Genomic DNA, 17,739 nt, shown 5'->3' with positions numbered 1-17,739 from the left:
CTTGATCCGCCGACCTCACGTAGCGCCGACCAGGCGCCGGCGTGCCGCCAACGCGTCGTCGAACGTCTTCTTCACCGGTCCGAGAGCCTGGACGAATTCGAGCTGTTCACCCTCCGGGCCCTTGCAGTAGATCAGCCGCCATCCGGCCGACTTGCCCTCGGTGATGCCGTTGCTGTTCGCTTCCACGGGTGCGGCGAGCCGTTCCTGCTCGGTCGTCACCGTGACCACGCGGTTGGCCCTGACCTGCGTCATTCCGCGGCGGGCCGATTCCGCCTCCAGGTCGCGGATGAAGGTGTTGAAGTCAACCTCGTCGCGGATGTGGAAGCAGATGTGCATCATCCGCGGGAAGGCGGGGCTCATGTGGTCGAGCGGTTCGGCGAAGGCGTCGCCGCTGCCGGCAGGCTGCCTGGCGTCGCGGTACTGTAGCAGTTCGAGCACCACGTTGTCGAACTGGATGAACCGCACGTCCAGACGCTGCGCACCGCCCTTGAGGTCCGGAACGCCGATGGTGCGCGGGTTGACCCGGCGCGCGCGTGCCTCGATCTCCTGATCGGTCAGCAGTGTGTTATGAATGTGCTCACCCTGGAAGTCGCCGTCGCGCATCACCTCGGTTCCGCCGATCACTTCGGTGTAGAACGTGAAGGCGCGGTCCATGTTCTGCACGGTGAGGCCGAAGTGCTGCACACCCCGCAGGCGGGCGCCGAGCGACCCCGGATCACGGGCTCCGGTGGAGGCGGCCAGCGCGGGGATGGCCGAGCCGGCGGCGAGGGAGGCGGCGACTCCGCCAACCGCAGCGCCTCCGGCGGCGCGCAGGACGGAGCGGCGGTCTGGATCATCGTGCTGGTGGACAGTGTCGGGCTGATCGGACATCGGGTTTCCTGCCGTTGACGGGATCGATGGACCCGATACTGACGCCATTGCGGATCGGCAGTTCGTTAAGGCTTGTAAAGTCTGGTGAACCATCCTGTCCTGTAGAGGCGGTCGCCGCTCCAAGGCGCGGCTGGCTGGCCGCGGGCCGGCAACCGGATTTTACCCGGCTTTACGTGCAGCAGATCCGCCCCCGCGCCACCATGGCGTCACGGCGTCGGCCAAGCCCGCCGCGGAGCGCGAACACACCCGATGCGGGCTTACCCTGAGAGCCCGGCCGCGGCGAACCAACTCTCGAAAGGATCATTTCGATGGCTCTCAAGGGCATACTGCCGGGGCGGCTGGGTTTCGGTACGGCGCCGCTGGGAAACATGTTCCGCGACATTCCTGAGGCCGAGGCCCTCGCCACGGTTGAGGCCGCCTGGGCCGACGGTATCCGCTTCTTCGACACGGCGCCTTTGTACGGCGCGGGACTGGCTGAGTTGCGCCTGGGCGAGGCCCTGTCCTCGAAGCCGCGGAGCGAATACGTCATCAGCACGAAGGTCGGTCGGATCATCCTTGACGAGATCGACGACCCCTCGTCGCGCGATCTTGGCGAGAAGGGGGACGTCTTCCGGCACGGCCTCCCGAACAGGGTGGTGAACGATTACTCCCGAGATGCCACGCTGCGCTCGATCGAGGACAGTCTGAAGCGCCTGAAGACCGACCGCATCGAAATCGTCTGGGTGCACGACGTCGCCCAGGACTTCTACGGCGATGAGTGGCTGGGTGTGTTCGAAAGCGCCCGCAAGGGCGCCTTCATCGCGCTCGATCGCCTTCGGGATGAGGGCGTGATCATGGCCTGGGGGCTTGGCGTCAATCGCGTCGAGCCGATCGAACTGGTGCTGGCGTTGCAGGGGCCGTCTCCCGATGGCTTCCTGCTCGCGGGCCGCTACAGCCTGCTCGACCACGACCGTGCGCTGCAACGCGTCATGCCGATGGTTGCCGAACGCAACCTTGGCATCGTGGTCGGCGGTCCCTACAGCTCAGGCGCGCTCGTTGGCGGTCCGAATTTCGAGTATGCCCCCGCCACGCCGCGGATCCTGGGCAAGGTTGCCGCGATCAAGGCCATCGCCGACCGTCACCATGTCAGCATGAAGGCGGCTGGCTTGCAGTTCGCCCTCGCCCATCCCGCCGTCACCGCCGTGATTCCGGGAGCCAGCCGGCCGGAGCGGATCGCCGAGGACCGTGCCGCCCTGAGCGAGGTGGTGCCCGCGGCCTTCTGGCACGAGCTGCGACAGGCGGGGCTCGTCAACGCCGCGGCTCCTCTGCCGGGCGGGGCATGATCGCCGGTGCGGAGGAGCCCGTGCCGGGGGGTGCGACCGGCCGCGGCATGTCCCCGTGACGCCATCGCGGGCAGGCGACGCCGCGTTCACCCTCGTAATCAAGCTGCACGGCCAACCCCGCGCACTCCGGCATCGCCAAGCGGCATCGGGTCCGGAAGCGGCATCCCCACGGCAGTTGCAGCGGATCGGGCGGCCCCCCCAGCAGCGGGAAGCTATCCGTCACCCGCGGCCCGCCGATGCGCGGCGCGGTCGCCAGCAGCGCGCGGGTGTAGGGATGGCGCGGCGCGGCGAAGACGTCGGCGGTCGGGCCGATCTCGACGATGCGCCCCAGATACATCACCGCCACCCGGTCGCTGACGGAACGCACCACGGCAAGATCGTGGCTGATCACCATGTAGGTCAGCGTGAAGTCGCGCCTGAGGTCCTGGAGGAGAGTCAGGACCGCGGCCTGCACCGACACGTCGAGCCCGGCGGTCGGCTCGTCCAGGATGATCAGCTGCGGGTGCAGCACAAGGATCCGGGCCAGCCCCGCGCGACGCAATTGTCCGCCGCTGATCTCGTGCGGGTAGAGGTCGAGGTGCGACGGCGGCAGGTCCACAGCGGCAACGATCTCCCGCACCTTCGCCTCGCGGCGGTCGCGCGGCCAGCGGGTGTGGATGATCAACGGCTCGTGCAACGAGCGGCGGAGCGTCCAGCGCGGATCGAGCGACGCGCCCGGATCCTGGTAGACATATTGCAACCGCGTCCGGATGGACGCCGCCCGTTTCTGGCCGGACGACGCGATACGCGTTCCGTCGAGCCAGACTTCCCCCAGGGTCGGCTCATGGATGCCCATGAGGGTCTTGCCGAGAGTCGACTTGCCGGAGCCGGTTTCGCCGACGATGCCGAGCACCTCCCCTCTGGTCATGGTGAAGGAGACGTCGTCCAGCGCCCGCAGCGTCCCGACGCGGCGGTTCAGGAAACCGCGCACCGGGAAATGTCGGGCCAGACGATCGACCCGCAGCAATGGCGGGGGAGACGTCTCAACCACGGGCGACCTGCTCCGCATCGGTCCAAGGATGATGACAAGCGACCAGATGGTCGTGCGCCGCGCTGGACAGAGGTGGCCGGGTTTCGCCACAGACGGCCGTCGCCCTGGGGCAGCGGGGGTTGAACCGGCATCCCTCGGGCGGCGCGAGCGGATTCGGCACGCCGCCGGGGATCACCCGCAGAGCACGATCCGGTTCGGGCATGCTCTCGAGCAACATGCGCGTGTAAGGATGCCTTGGCGCACGGAAGAAGGGCTCGCGCGGCCCGATCTCCACCGTCTGGCCGGCGTACAACACCGTTACACGGTCACAGATCTCCCACGCCGCCCCGAGATCGTGGGTCGCGAACAGCACGGCGACGCCGCGCTCGACGGCGACCCGCCGCAGCAGGCTGAGAATCTGTGCCTGGAGGATGGAGTCGAGCGCCGTCGTCGGTTCATCGGCGATGATGATCCGGGGCTGCGGCAACAGCGCCATCGCGATCAACACGCGCTGGCGCTGTCCGCCGGAGAGCTCGTGAGGGTATTTCACAAGGACGCCCGCGGGCAGCTGCACGGCGTCAAGCATGGCGTGGACTGCCGCCTCCCCGGTCTGCCGCGAGTGATCGCGCCGCGACCCCTCCGGCCCCGGCCCCCGCCAGCGCATCAGGTCGCGGATTTGCGTGCCGACGCGGAAGAGCGGGTTGAAACTCGCGAACGGATCCTGCGGCACGAACGTCACGTCACGGCCGCGCATGGACTGCGCCGCCTTGCCGCCGCTCAGCGTGTCGACGCCATCAAGGAGGATGTGGCCGCCGCCGCGCTTCGCCACGGGTTCCGGCAGGGCGCCGAGGATGGCGCGGACCAGCGTGGTCTTGCCGCAGCCGGATTCGCCGACCAGCCCGACGATCTCGCCCGGTCGGACGGTGAGATCCACGCGGTCGAGCACACGGGCGATGCCCTTGGCCGTCCGGAAGGAGAGCGAGAACCCGCCGATGTCCAAGATCGCCGTCATCCGCTTATGCATCGTTGCGCGTTTTGGGATCGAGAATGTCGCGCAATCCGTCGCCGACAAGATTGAAGCCGAGAACGGTCAGAAAGATCGCTACACCCGGTGCCAGCGCATACCACCACGCCTCGGGCAGATACTCGCGGCTTTCGGCGATCATGCGGCCCCATTCCGGCGTGGTGGCCGGCGGCCCCAGCCCAAGGAACCCCAACGTCGCGGCGGTCAGGATCGTCGCGCCGATGCCGATCGAGGTGCGCACGATGATCGGTGAGGCGATGGCCGGGAGAATGTGCAGCAGGATGACCCGCCAAGCCGACGCGCCCAGCGCGATCGCGGATTCGATGAACACCTCGTTCCGGATCGATCGCGTCTCAGCGTAGACGAGCCGCGCCCAGAACGGCCAGTAAGTCAGCGTGAGGGCGAGAACGGCGTTGTCAAGCGAGGGGCCGAGCGTCTGCGCGATGGCTATGGCGAGCACAATCTGCGGCACCGCCAGGAAGATCTCCGCAAGGCGCATCAGCGCCTCGCTCATCCAGTTGCTGTGGTAGCCGGCAACCAACCCGACGGGCACGCCGATCAGCAATGCCGCACCCACCGTCACGCCCGCCAGCATCAGGGTCGTGCGCGCCCCGAACAGCAGGCGGCTGAGGATGTCGCTGCCCATGCGATCCGTGCCGAGCAGTGCATCGGCGGATGGGGGGAGCAGCCGCCGCTCCAGATGGAAGACGACGATGTCGTTCGGATGGGGCGCCAGGACCGGTGCGAACACGGCCGCCAGCAGCAGCGGACCGACGATGCAGAGACCGAGCAGAGCGGCGCGATCGCGCGCGAAGCGCCTGAGCGTGCCCCTCATGCCGAACCGCGTGGATCGATCGCCATCTGGAACAGGTCGACGAACAGGTTGATGACGAGGACGAAGGCGCCGGCGCAGAGCGTGAAACCCATGACCGCGTTGTAGTCGGACTGGAGGATCGAGCGTACGGCATAACCGCCGAGACCGGGCCAGTCGAACACGGTCTCCACGACCACGGTGCCGGCGAGCAGGAACCCGAAGATGAGGCCGAACTGCGTCACCGTCGTGCTCAAGGCCAGCCGCAGAATGTATTTCCAGACGATCAGCCGGCGCGGAAAGCCCATCGCCGTCTGATAGGCGACCGAGGGCGAGTGAACAGCGCCGATGACGCCATTGCGCATGAAGCGAACCACGGACGCCGCGGCTGGCAGGGCGAGTGTCAGGGACGGCAGCGCAAGATGCCGGATGGCCGAGGCGAACAGATCGAACTCCCCGCGGATCGAGGTGTCGAGAAGCATAAATCCGGTCACCATGTCCGGCGGGAAGCCCTCGATCCGTCCGGCAAGCGGCAGCCAGCCGAGCCGCATCGAGAACAGCAGTTGCAACTGCATCGCGAGCCAGAAGGACGCGACGGCAAGTCCGGAAACCGAGATCACGCGCAGGCCATGGTCGAGCCATGAATGGCTGTGCAGTCCGCAGAGCACGCCGAGCGGGATGCCGATCAGCGCGGCCAGCAGCAACGCCGTCAGGATCAACTCCAACGTCGCCGGCAACCGCGAGGCGAGGTCGTCCACGATTGGTCGCTGTGTGTATAGGCTCGTTCCCAAATTGCCAGTCACCACGTCGCGCAGGTAACTGACGAACTGGACGGGCAATGGATTGTCCAGACCGAACCGCTCCCGGACCTGCTGGACCTGCTCGGCCGATGCCTGCTCCCCCGCCGCCAAGCGCGCGGGATCGACCGGGACCACGCGTGAGAGCACGAACACGATTGCCAACAGCCCGAAGAGTGTCGGGACAAACCAGAGCAGCCTGTTCGCAACAATAGAGAGCCAGTTCACGACGCTGTCTCCCACTCCGGTCCGCGCGCTATCGGCTCATCGAGACCCAGCGCATGTCCTGACCATGATTTACGGGCGAGTAGCGGATATCTTTGACCTTTCGGGAATAAGGCCCATACCAGCGCGTATTGTAGATGAAGATTCCGGCCGCGTCATCCACCACCATCTGGGTCATTTCCTCGTAGAGCTTTCGGCGCTCCTCGTGGTCGCGCGAAATGAGTGCCCGATCGAGGCGTTTGTCGAACTCCGGATTGCTGTAATAGGAGAAGCTGCGTGCGCCGTGGTAACGCGTGCCGAACAACTCACCCACCCAGTTGTTGGGGTCGATATAGAAACTGCTTCTCCAGACGGGAATGATGTCGGCCCGCGTCTCGGGTGTGCTCATGCGGCTCAGGATGACGGTCCATGGAGACACCTCCACCACGGCTTCGACGCCGATTTGCCGCAAGGCATTCTGGAACAGGAACGCCGCCTGCTCGGAGTCACTGAAGCCGGCGAGCGCGTTGATGCTGATCACCCGCAGCGGCTCAGCAACTTTCGCCAGTTCCGCACGCGCCCTGTCGAGATCGTAGTCGTATCCTCTCAGATCGGCCGGTGTGCCCCATATCGTGTTCGGGTTGGGGCCTGGGTTGCGCGAGACGGAGTTTTTCAGGATGCTCGTGATGAAGCCGTCATAATCGAAGGCGTAGGCGAGCGCGCGCCGGAAATGGACGTTGTTCATCAATGGTTTCTGGTTGTTCAACGCAAGCCCGAAGACCCGCATCGCCTCCTGCTCGATGATCTGCACATTCGGCGACCAGTGCAGGCGTTCAATCTGGTCGTATGGCATGAAGCCGTCTGCCCCGTGGAATTCGCCACGGATGAGGCCCAGGACACGGGTGCTGGTGTCGAGCACGGTCCGGAATTCGATCTCGTCGATCGGCTCGCCCGTCCAGCCGGCGAAGTGCCCGGTGAAGCGGCGCGCGATCCAGCCCACGGCCGGGTCATGGCGGCGCAACGCGTAGGAGCCGGACCCGGCGTCGTTCCGCGCAAGCCAGGCTTCGGCCCAATCGCCGTCCGTCTCGTTGGCCTTCACCAGCGCGCTGTTGACGATCAACAGGTCGGGGACTGTCGCCAGGAAGATGGCGTAGGGTTGGGTGAGGTTGAACACGACGGTCGTTGGGTCCGGAGCCTGTGTCGATCCGGGCTTGATGACATCGAGGTAGTGGCTCGCCGGTCCCTTCCGCAGAGCGATGATCCGTTCGATGGAGTAGACGACATCGGCCGACGTGACGGGAGTGCCGTCATGGAACACCGCGTCGCTTCGGAGTTTGAAGCTGTAGACCCTGCCGTCGTCGGAGACGGTGTGGCTCTCCGCCAGCCAGGGGATCATCGTGGGGGGGTTGTCCACCCAGCGGTAGAGCCCGTCGTAGAGATTGAGGCGGGTGGCGGCGCGCGAGACGTCGAAGATCGTGTGCGGGTCGAGGTTGTCGTATGGGGAATTGTTGGCGAAGACAAACCTCCCCCCCGACTGTGCGGCCGCGGGCTTACCGTCCGACAGGCCCAGCGCCGCGGCGCCGAGCGCACCCTTCAAGACCGCTCTGCGCGTTGTCCTCATCCGCACATCATCGCCCCGCCGCCGACATGGTCGCCCCCTCTCCCAACCCATTGGAGTCCAAATCTCATGTCGGCGGCGTGATGTCCACGGTGAACGATAGTAAAATCCTGTAAAAGTGACGGATAAATGCTCGCCATCGACAAGTCGGCACTCCCTTCGTCCCGCTTTTGCATTATGTCGCTGAATCGTCGATCTTGAACGATTAAAAGTGCATGGTGTACCAATAATCAAATCTGACAAGCGACGCGGTCCCAGGTGACCGAACCTGTCCTGATAGGGGGCGATGGCAGACATGCACGCTGAACCTCCAAACGCCAATTGCCTCGCCTATGTGTTCGGACCGTTCCGGCTTCTGCCGAACCGTCAACTGCTGCTGCGCGACGGTGCTGCCGTCCGGATCGGTGGCCGGGCTCTCGACATTCTCACCCTGCTGGTCAGTCGGCCCGGGGAGGTCGTCGGCAAGAAGGAACTCATCGACTTCTGCTGGCCGGACACCTTCGTCCACGAAGACAACCTCAAGGTGAACATCGCATCGCTGCGCCGGTCGCTCGGTTCCGATTCCGACGAGCCGTACATCGCCACCGTAGCGGGTCGCGGCTACCGCTTCGTTGCCTCCGTCGACATCGACCGCGCCCAACCGCCGGCCACTCCGGCGTCTCCCGCACCGTCGAAGGGACTTCCAACCCGCCCCCTTGCCCTGGGCCGGGATCGGGAGATCGCACGCATCGCGTCGGCCCTGGCCGACCGGCACCATGTGTCCATCGTCGGTCCGGGCGGCGTGGGAAAGACGACCGTCGCCATCGCGGTCGCCCATCAAGAGGTGCCCAACTATGCCGACGGGGTCTATTTCATCGATCTGTCCTGTGTCGGCGATCCGCAATACGTGCCATCCGCGGTTGCGGCGGGCGTCCTGGTGAGACCGCATTCGGCGAACACGCTGGCGGACATGGCCGAAGCCCTGCGCGGCAAGCGGGTTCTCATCGTGCTCGACAACTGCGAGCATCTTCTGTCGGCCGCGGCGACGGTCGTCGATCGCCTCCTCGACGCCATTCCGACAATCAGGATCTTAGCAACCAGCCGCGAACCGTTGCGGACCGGCCTGGAGCGGGTGTACCGGCTGCCGCCGCTGGATGTGCCGGCCGTTGGGGGCGTGAAGACGGCGGAGCACGCGCTGACCTTCGCGGCCGTGCAGTTGTTCGTCGCCCGCGCGCAGGAGCGCGGCGTCTATGTTTTGAGCGATGCGGACGCGCCACTGGTATCGGCCATCTGCCACCGGCTGGACGGCATCGCGCTGGCGATCGAATTGACGGCCAGCAAGGCTGCCACCTTCGGCGTGCCGGCGCTGCTGAGCATGCTCGAACAACGATTTCTGCTGCTGAGCAACGATGCCCGCACCGCTCCGTTCCGCCAGCAGACCCTTTTGGCGACACTCGACTGGAGCTACCGGCTGCTGTCGGACGACGAGGCCTCTCTCCTCCGCTTCCTCTCCGTGTTCACCGGCACGTTCCGGATCGAGGATGTGGTCGCCATGGCGAAGGCCCCCGGCTTCGATGCGTTGGCGACCGTGGACACGCTGGAGCGCCTGACCCAGAAGTCGATGGTGAGCGCCGATTACAAGGACGGGGCGCTGAGCTACCGGCTTCTCGAGACCACGCGTGCCTATGTGCTGGAACGGCAGATGGATGCGGGCGAGCGCGACGGTGCTCTGGAACATCATGCCCGGCACATTCTCACCCTCTATGAAAGAGCGGCGGAGGAACGTGGGTGGCGCGCCAAGCGCGATTGGATGTCCGACTACATTTGCCGCGTCGATGATCTTCGAAACGCGCTGACGTGGGCGTTCGGGCCAACCGGCGACCGGCTTCTCGGCATCAGACTGACGGTCGCGGCCATCCCGCTCTGGATGGAGATGTCCGCCCTCGGTGAGATGCAGTCGAGGATCGAACATGCCTGGCAGGTGGTTAACGACATGAAGGACTGCCCCGCCGACCTCGTCATGAAGCTGGTCGCCGCCCGCGCCTCGGGCATGAGCTTCGCCCATCACCTCGCTCCCTCCATCGAGGGGGTCTGGCAGGAATGCCATCTGCTTGGCTGCGAGACAGGGAACGTGGAGTACCAGCTTCACGGTCTCTGGGGGTTGGCCGCCTATCTGATCTATGTCGGCCGGCCGCTGGAGGGCATCGACACGCTCCACCGGTTCCTGGCGATCGCCGAAGCGGCGGGCGATGGGCCAGCCCTTGCGGAAGGAAACCGCATGATGGGCATGGCCGAGATCTACATCGGCAAGATCGCGAGCGCACGGCGACGGCTGGAGGCGCTGGCTGCCGGACAGCCGCGCTCCACGGATCCGGTTCGTTTCGCGCGCTTCCAGGCGGAGCGCGGCGCCCATGTCCAGTGTTCGCTCGCCATCGCCTTCTGGATTTCCGGGGAACCGGACCGGGCCATGCAGGTCGCCAGGTCGGCGGTCGCGCGCGCCGAGGCGACGGGACATGTCGTCTCCCAATCCAACGTTCTCGCCGTTTGCGCCATTCCCATATCGCTGTGGACCGACGACCTCGCCAGCGCCGCGACGTTCCTCGCCATGCTCGAAGCCAACGGCCGGCACGAGGATATCGGCATCTGGCGGGAGGTGTGCCGCTTCTTCAAGAGCGCGCTGAGCGCCAAACAGCGGAAGATCGGCGCGGCGGCCGACATGAAGGCCCGGCTTCAGGATCTGATCGCCGCGCGGAATCTTCTGCGCGCGCCGATGCACTACAGCATGGTCGCCGAGGCGCTGCTCGACGCGGGCGCCGTCGATGAGGCGCGAGAGACGATCAAGGAAGCCGGCCGGCTTGCTCAGGACCAGGTCGCCAACTGGTGCATGCCTGAGATCCTGCGGGTCGGCGGCATGATCGCGACCGCTGCCGACAACGCTGATGAAGCCGAACGATTGTTGAAGCGCGCCGTCGACAAGGCCGAAGAAATCGGTGCGCTGACGCTCGAGCTTCGCGCGGCCACGGCCCTATCGGAGATCCTCGAGGCGAATCGTCGCCACAGCGAGGCGTCCGATCTGCTCGCGGCCTGCTGCGCAAAGTTCAGCGACACCACCGACTACGCTCAGCTTGCGGCGGCGCGCGACCGCCTCCGACGGCTCCGCCGATGCGGCAGGTTGGCCTGGGGGTAAGGCTGGAGTTTGGAAGGAGGGACCCGCGCTTGCGCACGTGCGCAAGACCGGCCGCGTTGTGCCTTGCCAGCTCGCGAGCCCTCACCGTCGACACTCGCTGAAGGCCCGCAGGTCTCGATCGGGTTCGCGACGCGACGGATTCGCTACTCCGCCGCCTTGAGGATCAACTCGGCGACCTCCTTCGGGTGGGACAGCATCGCGACATGACTGGACGGCACCTCCACGGTCGTGGCCTTGGCCGCTTCGGCCTGATCCCTTTCCAATTGTGGTGGAATGATCGCGTCCTTCGTCGCGACGACCATGAAGGTCGGCTTTTCACGCCAAGCGGCGCGGCTTACCGGGGTCGTGACCGTGCTGACATGGAACGGGCCCTGGGTTGCCGCCACGACCGCCTGCTCGTCCGGCGGGAGATCCGGAGCGAAGTATTTCCTGATGCCCTCGTCGCTGATCCTGAGATAGCCGTCCGCATCCTTGACGAAGGTCTGCCGGCCCTCCAGGGCCGGGTATTTCGACGCCACACTCTGCGCCGACTCACCCTTGTCAGGCGCGTAGGCGGCGACATAGACGAGCGATTTGACCTTTTCGTCGTGTCCGGCTTCCGTGATGACCACACCGGCCCATGAATGTCCGACCAGGACGACGGGTCCCTCCGCGTTCCGGATCGCCCGGCTGGTCGCGGCAACGTCGCTCTTCAGCGAGTCAAGCGGGTTCTGGACCGCTATGACCTTCAGGCCGGCCTTTTCGAGGTGCGGAATGACCTTGTGCCAGGATGAGCCGTCGGCGAAGGCGCCATGGACGAGCACGGCCGTCCTGGCCTTCAATTCGGCTGCCGATGCATGAGATCCGACCATCGCGATGGTTCCCAGCACCAGGGAAAGGCCGATGATGTCGTGATGCTGTTTCATGAGTTTCCGTCCGCCCTTGGGTGGTCGAGCATTTCGATCAGCTTTGCCGCGATCGGGTGGTCGGAGCGCGGATTCTGACCGGTGATCAGCTCGCGGTCGACGACGACGTAGGGTTCGAAGTCGACCGATGTCGTGATGACCTCGGCCCCCGCAGCCCTCAAGGCCTCGGGCATGGTGAAGTGCATCTTGGCGTGAAGGATCTGGTCTTCGACGACCGCTTCCTCCGTCGCTGAGAAGACGGTCATCCGGTAGCCGGCATACTGCCACCCGTCGGCCAGCACGGCCGCCCTCGCGCGGTCACCGGCGATCAGCGCGGCGCGGAACTCCTTCGCCTTCGGCATGGCGGCGGCGGCGGCCATCGGACCATGGCAGAGAAAGGCCGTGAGCTTCCCCGCTTCGTGGAAATGCCTGAGGATCACGCCGAGATCCGGATCCTGCATGAGGTCGACGACCGGAGCCTGGCCGCCCGGCACGAACACCGCAACGTAGCCGTCGAGCCCTTCCTCGATCACGGAGCGGATTGTGCGGACCCGGGTCATGGACGGATGCGTGTCGTAGAAGGCGCGTGCCCGACGATAGGCGTCCTCGTCATTGTCGAAATGCGCCGGCGCGTCGGAGGCTTCGTCGATGTGCGGCTGCGTCCCGTTCGGGGTTGCGAGCACCACCTCGTAGCCGGCGTCCAGAAAGGCCATCGCCGGCACAACGGTCTCGTTCAGGTATTGACCGGTCCGCCCCATTCCACCCTTCACCTCGATCCGGGTGGCGTTCGATCCGATGACCAGCAACTTTCCCTTGCTCATGATGCCTTCTCCTCGATTGAATGTTGCGTCGCCGAACCGACGCCACTGAAACAAAGCTGCCGTTCTGGCCAAGCTGTAGTTTTGGCATTGTCGACGGCGCGCGCGGACGTCCCGCATCCAATCAATTGACGGTCCAACTTCCAGTGAGACCGGGATAAAACCCGATCAGAACATCGACGAAACAATGAGCGCCGAATCTTCTACTTCATGAAATTCTTATAATACTCGACCAGACGACATAAATTTTTCTGGCATGGATGCCGTTTCGTGCCGATCGGTCACGATCGACGTTCAGGACCTTGGTCGGCGCGGCTGAAACGCGACCGCAAGCTGTCGCTTCGGCCCTATCGCTGCGTGAGAACCCCATGAAGTTGGGCGACGACCGCGGCACCTTCCCCGACCGCGGCCGCCACGCGCTTCGTCGAACCGGATCGGACATCTCCGACCGCGAAGATCCCGAGCTGGCTGGTCTCCAGCGGCAGACGGCTCCCGAAGCCGATGGCGTTCCCCGTCAACACGTAGCCCTTGTCATCGAGGGATACGCAGCCGTTCAGCCAGTCCGTGTTCGGATCGGCACCGACGAAGAGGAACAGGTGCCGCAAGGCACGGTGCTCCGTCGCGCCGGTATCCCGGTTGCGGAACCGTGCGCCGGTCAGGCCGCCCGTCCGGTCGCCTTCCACCCCGACCACCTCGCTTCCGATGTGCAGTTCGATGTTGGCAAGGGCACCGATACGGTCGACCAGGTAGCGGGACATCGTCTCCTCGAGCGAGCGCCGGGCGAACAGGTGGAGCCGCGAAACGAATGGCGCGAGCGAGACGACCGCCTGTCCCGCGGAGTTTCCGCCACCGACCAGCGCCACCTCCTCGCCCTCGCACAGCTTCGCTTCAATCGGCGACGCCCAGTAGGAGACGCCGGCACCCTCCAACTCGCCCAGATTGGCCACGTCGGGACGCCGGTAGCGCGCGCCCGACGCGATGACGACCGCGCGGGCCAGCACACTCTGTCCGTTGCCGAGATGCAGGATGAACGGTCGCGTGCCCCGCTCGAACGGACATTCGAGGCGCTCGACGGACAGCGGTATCGCGAGTTCCGCCCCGAACTTCATGGCCTGACTGAAAGCACGGCCCGCCAGGGCCTGTCCCGAGATGCCGGTGGGGAAACCCAGATAATTCTCGATCCGCGCCGAGGCGCCCGCTTGGCCTCCGTATGCGCGTGCGTCGCACACGAGCACCGACAGGCCTTCCGACGCGGCGTAGACCGCGGTCGCCAGACCTGCCGGTCCGGCGCCGACCACAGCCACGTCATACCGTTTGCCGGGTGTCAGCGAGGGCCCCATGCCGAGACAGGCGGCCGCCTCCTGGTCGCTGGGCCGCTTCAGGATCGTGCCGTCGGGGCAGATCATCAGCGGCAGCTCGCCGTCGAGCACGCCAAGGCGCTCCACCAGCTCCCTACCCTCCGGCTCGCAGGCCGGCACCACCATGTGCGGATAGCCGTTGCGGGTCAGGAAACCGGAGAGGCGGACGAGATCCGGCGCATTGCGCGCTCCAAGCAGCACCGATCCGGCGCCCCCCGTCAGCCCGGCCTCGATCAACGCGACACGACGCAGGATGAAGGCGCGCATGATCGTCTCGCCCACGTCCGCCGACCCGACGATGAGGGCACGCAGGTGCGCGGCGTCATAGGGGAGCGCAACAGCCCCATCCGCTCCCGCACGCCCGGACGCCAGGGTGGCGCGACCGCTCAGTTGACTGATCTCTCCGCTCATCTGGCCCGGCCCGTGCACCACGATGAGGGTCTCGTTGCCGATCCCACCCTGCCGACCGCTTTCGATGGAGCCCGTCAGCACCAGCCACGCCGGGACGTCGCGCTGCCCGACGTCGTACACCCGCTCGTGCGGCGCGAAGCTTCGCTCGGGTCCGCCAGCGAAGCGCCGCGCGGCGTTCAACTGGGACGCGGTCATTGTCGGATAGAGCTGTTCCTTGCGAGTCTCGCCGATCCCCATCGCCATGCTCCTCGATCGATGATTCATTTGGCAGAATGGTGAGGCCGATGCTCGGCGGGCCTCGCAGGGCAAAACACCATTCAGCGACCGTCGGGCAGCACGTGCTTGGGCCGAAGAACAAAGGCGGTGCGTTCGGCCAGCTCCGGAACACGATCGCGATAATCCTTGTAGTGCGGCGTCTCACGGTGCTCCTCCACGGCGGCATCGTCCCGATAGAGTTCGTCCAGGACGAAACGCCCGTCTTCCGCCTGGTCCTGCCAGACATCCCAGCGCAGGTTGCCGGGTTCGGCGCGGCAGTGCGGGACCATCCGATCCAGGAGCGCGGCCAGTTCCGCGGCCTTGCCCGCCCGAGCGGTCAGGATTGCGGTGATCTTGACAGGCGACGCCATGGCTCGGTCCCTTCGAGGAGATGGAACGATGTCGATCACTCCGGGCACACGGCCCCGGTCCCGATCCAGGCGGCCACCAGCGCACCGAAGGTCGCCTGATCGCCCGGGGCGGGTGTCCGCCCCTGACCGGGATGCCAGGCCCATGCGACGAGGTGGTCCTCGTTCGCGTGACGGATCAGGTCGGTGAGCGACCGGCCGCCGTTCCGAGCCGGGTCCTTCAACTGCTTGCAGATGTCGCCCGGGCTCAGCCCCTGCCAACCCATGCTCTGCGGTGCCAGCGACCAGTGGGGATTGCCCGGGATCGATGTGAGCCGGCTGCCCAGGATCGTCCGGTTGTCGGGTCCGTGGCAGGCCGCACACCGCAAGCCGTCGGGCCCATGGTCGCTGGCGCTCGCGTCGATGAACGGAATATGCGGATGCCGGTCGTCGCCCTGGGCGGGTGTTCGCGTTACCGGATGACAGTTCATGCAGCGCGGGTGGGTGATGACGCGCGCCGCCTCTTCGAACAACGCCTGCGAGCGCGCGGTCTCGTTCGTGATCGAGTCAAACGCCGAAGCCGGACGCAGGCTTTCGACCGGGGTGGTCGGCGAGTCGCCGAACACCACGCCGGCACCGGCCATGACCATGCCGGCGAAGGTCGCCGCAACCACGGTGTTCGGTGCCATCACGTCGCCCTCCGCAGGGGGGTGGTGTCGAGCGGCAGTGTCCGCAACCGCTTGCCGGTCGCCATGAAGATCGCGTTCAGCAGGGACGGTGCGACGCCGGGCGTGCCGACCTCGCCGATGCCGCCCGGCGCCTCGGTGCTGGCGACGATGTGGGTCTCGACCTGCGGCATCTCGTGCATGCGCAGCACCGGTGAGTCGTCGAAATTGCCTTCGACCACGCCGCCTTTCTCGATGGTGATGCGCCCGTAAAGCGCGGCGCTCAGCCCATAGACGATGCCGCTTTGGATCTGTGCGTCGACGGTGTCCGGGTTGATGACCTGGCCGCAATCGACCGCGCAGACGACCCGGTCCACACGCACGGCGCCGGACGGCGCGACGGTGACCTCCGTCACCATGGCCGCAAAGCTCCCGAACGCCTCCAACAGAGCAACGCCACGGCCCTGGCCGGGCAGCAGGGCGGACGACCAGCCGGCCTTCTCGGCGGCGACGTCGAGGACGCGCCTCAGCCTCGGATTCTCACCCAGCAGGCGCCGCCGGTAATCGACCGGATCGATGCCGGCCACATGCGCGAGCTCGTCGATGGCGCCTTCGACGGCCGGCAGGTTGCGGGTCGGACCGACTCCGCGCCAATTGCCGGTGAGCATGCCGTCCGGCGCCTCGTGGCGCACGAACTCCGTGCGCTTGTTCGGAATCGCGTAGGGGCTGTCCGCGCCGTCCATGATGTCGAGATCGATGCCGTCCTTGGTGAAGGCCGGCAGCCAGCGCGCCATCACCGACGGGCCGATCACCCGGTGCCGCCAGGAGACCGGCATGCCGTCCGGCCCGAGCGTCGCCACCACCTTGCTGGAGTTCAGGTAGCGGTAGCAGTCGTGACGGATGTCCTCTTCCCGGCTCCAGGTGACCTTCACCGGCCCCTCGACCTGCCGCGCGATCATCGCCGCGGCGATGATCCCATCGACATCGAGCCGCCGACCGAAGCCGCCGCCCAGCAAGTGGTTGTGGACCACCACCGTCTCGACCGGGAGCCCGGTCGCGTCGGCGACCGCCTGCCGCGCGCGGCCCATCACTTGGGTGCCGGTCCACACCTCGCAGCCGTCCCGGCGGACATGGACCGTGCAGTTCATCGGCTCCATGGCGCTGTGGGCCAGGATGGGCAGGCGATAGACGAATTCATGCACCCGGTCGCGCGCCGCCTCGGCGGTCGCCACATCGCCCACCTGGATGTGGGTGAGGCCTTCGGCGCCGATTGCCGCCTCCATGCGACGCTCCAGATCCGCGGTGCTAAGGGTTCCATCCGGGCCGGCGACCCAGTCGATTTTCAGAGCGGCGAGCCCTTTGTGCGCGGCCCCGGTGTGCTGGGCGACCACCGCAACCGAATTCTCGGTCCTGACGACCCGTGTCACGCCTTTGACCTTGAGCGCCTCGGCATCATCGACGGAGCCGAGCCGGCCGCCGAAGGTTGGACAGATTGCAATGACGGCGTAGGACAGGCCATCGGGACGCGCGTCGATGCCGAACATCGCCACGCCGTTGACTTTCTCGGCGCTGTCCAGCCGGTGCAGCGGCTTCCCGATCACCGTGAAGGCGGTGGCCGCCTTGAGCTGGGGTGCCTGCGGCACGTCCTCGGCGGCCGCGGACCTGATGAGGGATCCATAAGTGGCCCGGCGCCCGCTTGCCCCATGCAGGACAACTCCGGCTTCCGCCCGGCACCCCGCAGGATTGACGCCCCATTCCCGCGCCGCCGCGTTGATCAGCATGATGCGGGCCGCGGCACCCGCCCGGCGCATCGGCTCGTACACGCCGCGGATCGCGAAGGAGCCGCCGGTCACCTGCTCACCGATGACTGGATTGGCGTAACGCGAGGGGTCGGCCGGCGCGTGCTCCAGCACCACATCGTCGAGCGGCACCTCGAGTTCCTCGGCGATGAGCATGGCCACCGCGGTGTAGATGCCCTGGCCCATCTCGACCGACGGCATCACCAGGGCGATCTTGCCCTCGGGCGGAATGCGGATGAACGCATTCGGGACGAACGTGCCCGCCGCCTCCGCCGAGCCTGTCTTGCTGAAGCCGATCTCGAGCCCAGCGCCGACAAGGGCCGCTCCGATAAGGAAGCCACGCCGGGAGACCGCGAGGCGTGATCGCGACCGGAGGGTCAT

Annotated in this window: 14 protein-coding genes; 2 read left to right on the top strand and 12 right to left on the bottom strand. The window is 66.4% G+C overall.

Going from position 1 to position 17,739, the window contains the following annotated elements; genetic code table 11:
• Positions 1-15: 15 nt before the first annotated feature.
• Positions 16-870, bottom strand: a complete 855-nt coding sequence (locus tag ACFPMG_RS19655) for a VOC family protein (RefSeq protein ID WP_376996766.1) — start codon at positions 868-870, stop codon at positions 16-18.
• Positions 871-1,178: 308 nt separating this feature from the next.
• Between ACFPMG_RS19655 and ACFPMG_RS19650 the strand changes: the two genes are divergently transcribed.
• The gene (locus tag ACFPMG_RS19650; RefSeq protein ID WP_376996765.1) at positions 1,179-2,192 is read left to right on the top strand and encodes an aldo/keto reductase; all 1,014 of its coding nucleotides are present in this window, start codon (positions 1,179-1,181) and stop codon (positions 2,190-2,192) included.
• Here the strand turns inward: ACFPMG_RS19650 and ACFPMG_RS19645 are convergent.
• The 5 genes from ACFPMG_RS19645 to ACFPMG_RS19625 are packed head-to-tail and all read right to left on the bottom strand — an operon-like array spanning position 2,158 to position 7,634.
• The gene (locus tag ACFPMG_RS19645; RefSeq protein WP_376996763.1) at positions 2,158-3,222 is read right to left on the bottom strand and encodes an oligopeptide/dipeptide ABC transporter ATP-binding protein; all 1,065 of its coding nucleotides are present in this window, start codon (positions 3,220-3,222) and stop codon (positions 2,158-2,160) included. The two genes, ACFPMG_RS19650 and ACFPMG_RS19645, sit on opposite strands and share 35 nt — an antisense overlap.
• Complete coding sequence (locus ACFPMG_RS19640) at positions 3,215-4,213, bottom strand: ABC transporter ATP-binding protein (RefSeq protein ID WP_376996762.1); 999 nt, start codon at positions 4,211-4,213, stop codon at positions 3,215-3,217. Before ACFPMG_RS19640 ends, ACFPMG_RS19645 begins: the two co-directional genes overlap by 8 nt.
• 4 nt (positions 4,214-4,217) lie before the next feature.
• Positions 4,218-5,060 carry an ABC transporter permease gene (locus tag ACFPMG_RS19635; protein ID WP_376996760.1) on the bottom strand — a complete coding sequence of 281 codons (843 nt, stop codon included), beginning with the start codon at positions 5,058-5,060 and terminating at the stop codon, positions 4,218-4,220.
• Positions 5,057-6,061, bottom strand: a complete 1,005-nt coding sequence (locus ACFPMG_RS19630; protein ID WP_376996759.1) for an ABC transporter permease — start codon at positions 6,059-6,061, stop codon at positions 5,057-5,059. Before ACFPMG_RS19630 ends, ACFPMG_RS19635 begins: the two co-directional genes overlap by 4 nt.
• Positions 6,062-6,089: 28 nt before the next feature.
• A complete protein-coding gene (locus tag ACFPMG_RS19625; protein WP_376996757.1) occupies positions 6,090-7,634 on the bottom strand; it encodes an ABC transporter substrate-binding protein in 1,545 nt (514 codons plus the stop codon).
• Between the two features lie 307 nt (positions 7,635-7,941).
• Between ACFPMG_RS19625 and ACFPMG_RS19620 the strand changes: the two genes are divergently transcribed.
• Positions 7,942-10,821: an ATP-binding protein gene (locus ACFPMG_RS19620; RefSeq protein WP_376996755.1), complete on the top strand. Its 2,880-nt coding sequence runs from the start codon at positions 7,942-7,944 to the stop codon at positions 10,819-10,821.
• Between the two features lie 143 nt (positions 10,822-10,964).
• Here ACFPMG_RS19620 and ACFPMG_RS19615 read toward each other — a convergent pair whose 3' ends face one another.
• From ACFPMG_RS19615 to ACFPMG_RS19590, 6 genes are all read right to left on the bottom strand, one after another.
• Positions 10,965-11,726, bottom strand: coding sequence for an alpha/beta fold hydrolase (locus tag ACFPMG_RS19615; protein WP_376996754.1), 762 nt, complete (start codon positions 11,724-11,726; stop codon positions 10,965-10,967).
• A complete protein-coding gene (locus ACFPMG_RS19610) occupies positions 11,723-12,526 on the bottom strand; it encodes a type 1 glutamine amidotransferase domain-containing protein (protein WP_376996752.1) in 804 nt (267 codons plus the stop codon). Before ACFPMG_RS19610 ends, ACFPMG_RS19615 begins: the two co-directional genes overlap by 4 nt.
• A gap of 344 nt (positions 12,527-12,870) precedes the next feature.
• On the bottom strand, positions 12,871-14,529 hold the full coding sequence (locus ACFPMG_RS19605) for an FAD-dependent oxidoreductase (RefSeq protein WP_376996751.1): 1,659 nt from the start codon (positions 14,527-14,529) through the stop codon (positions 12,871-12,873).
• Positions 14,530-14,609: 80 nt separating this feature from the next.
• Positions 14,610-14,918: a putative quinol monooxygenase gene (locus ACFPMG_RS19600; protein ID WP_376996749.1), complete on the bottom strand. Its 309-nt coding sequence runs from the start codon at positions 14,916-14,918 to the stop codon at positions 14,610-14,612.
• A gap of 35 nt (positions 14,919-14,953) precedes the next feature.
• Positions 14,954-15,583 (bottom strand): hypothetical protein, encoded by a 630-nt coding sequence (locus ACFPMG_RS19595; protein ID WP_376996747.1) that lies wholly within the window; start codon positions 15,581-15,583, stop codon positions 14,954-14,956.
• A complete protein-coding gene (locus tag ACFPMG_RS19590) occupies positions 15,583-17,739 on the bottom strand; it encodes a xanthine dehydrogenase family protein molybdopterin-binding subunit (RefSeq protein WP_376996746.1) in 2,157 nt (718 codons plus the stop codon). Before ACFPMG_RS19590 ends, ACFPMG_RS19595 begins: the two co-directional genes overlap by 1 nt.

Origin of the sequence: Azospirillum himalayense (assembly GCF_042657465.1) — a bacterium.
Classification (GTDB): Bacteria; Pseudomonadota; Alphaproteobacteria; order Azospirillales; family Azospirillaceae; genus Azospirillum; species Azospirillum himalayense.
This window is presented reverse-complemented; position numbering and strand designations above follow the sequence as displayed.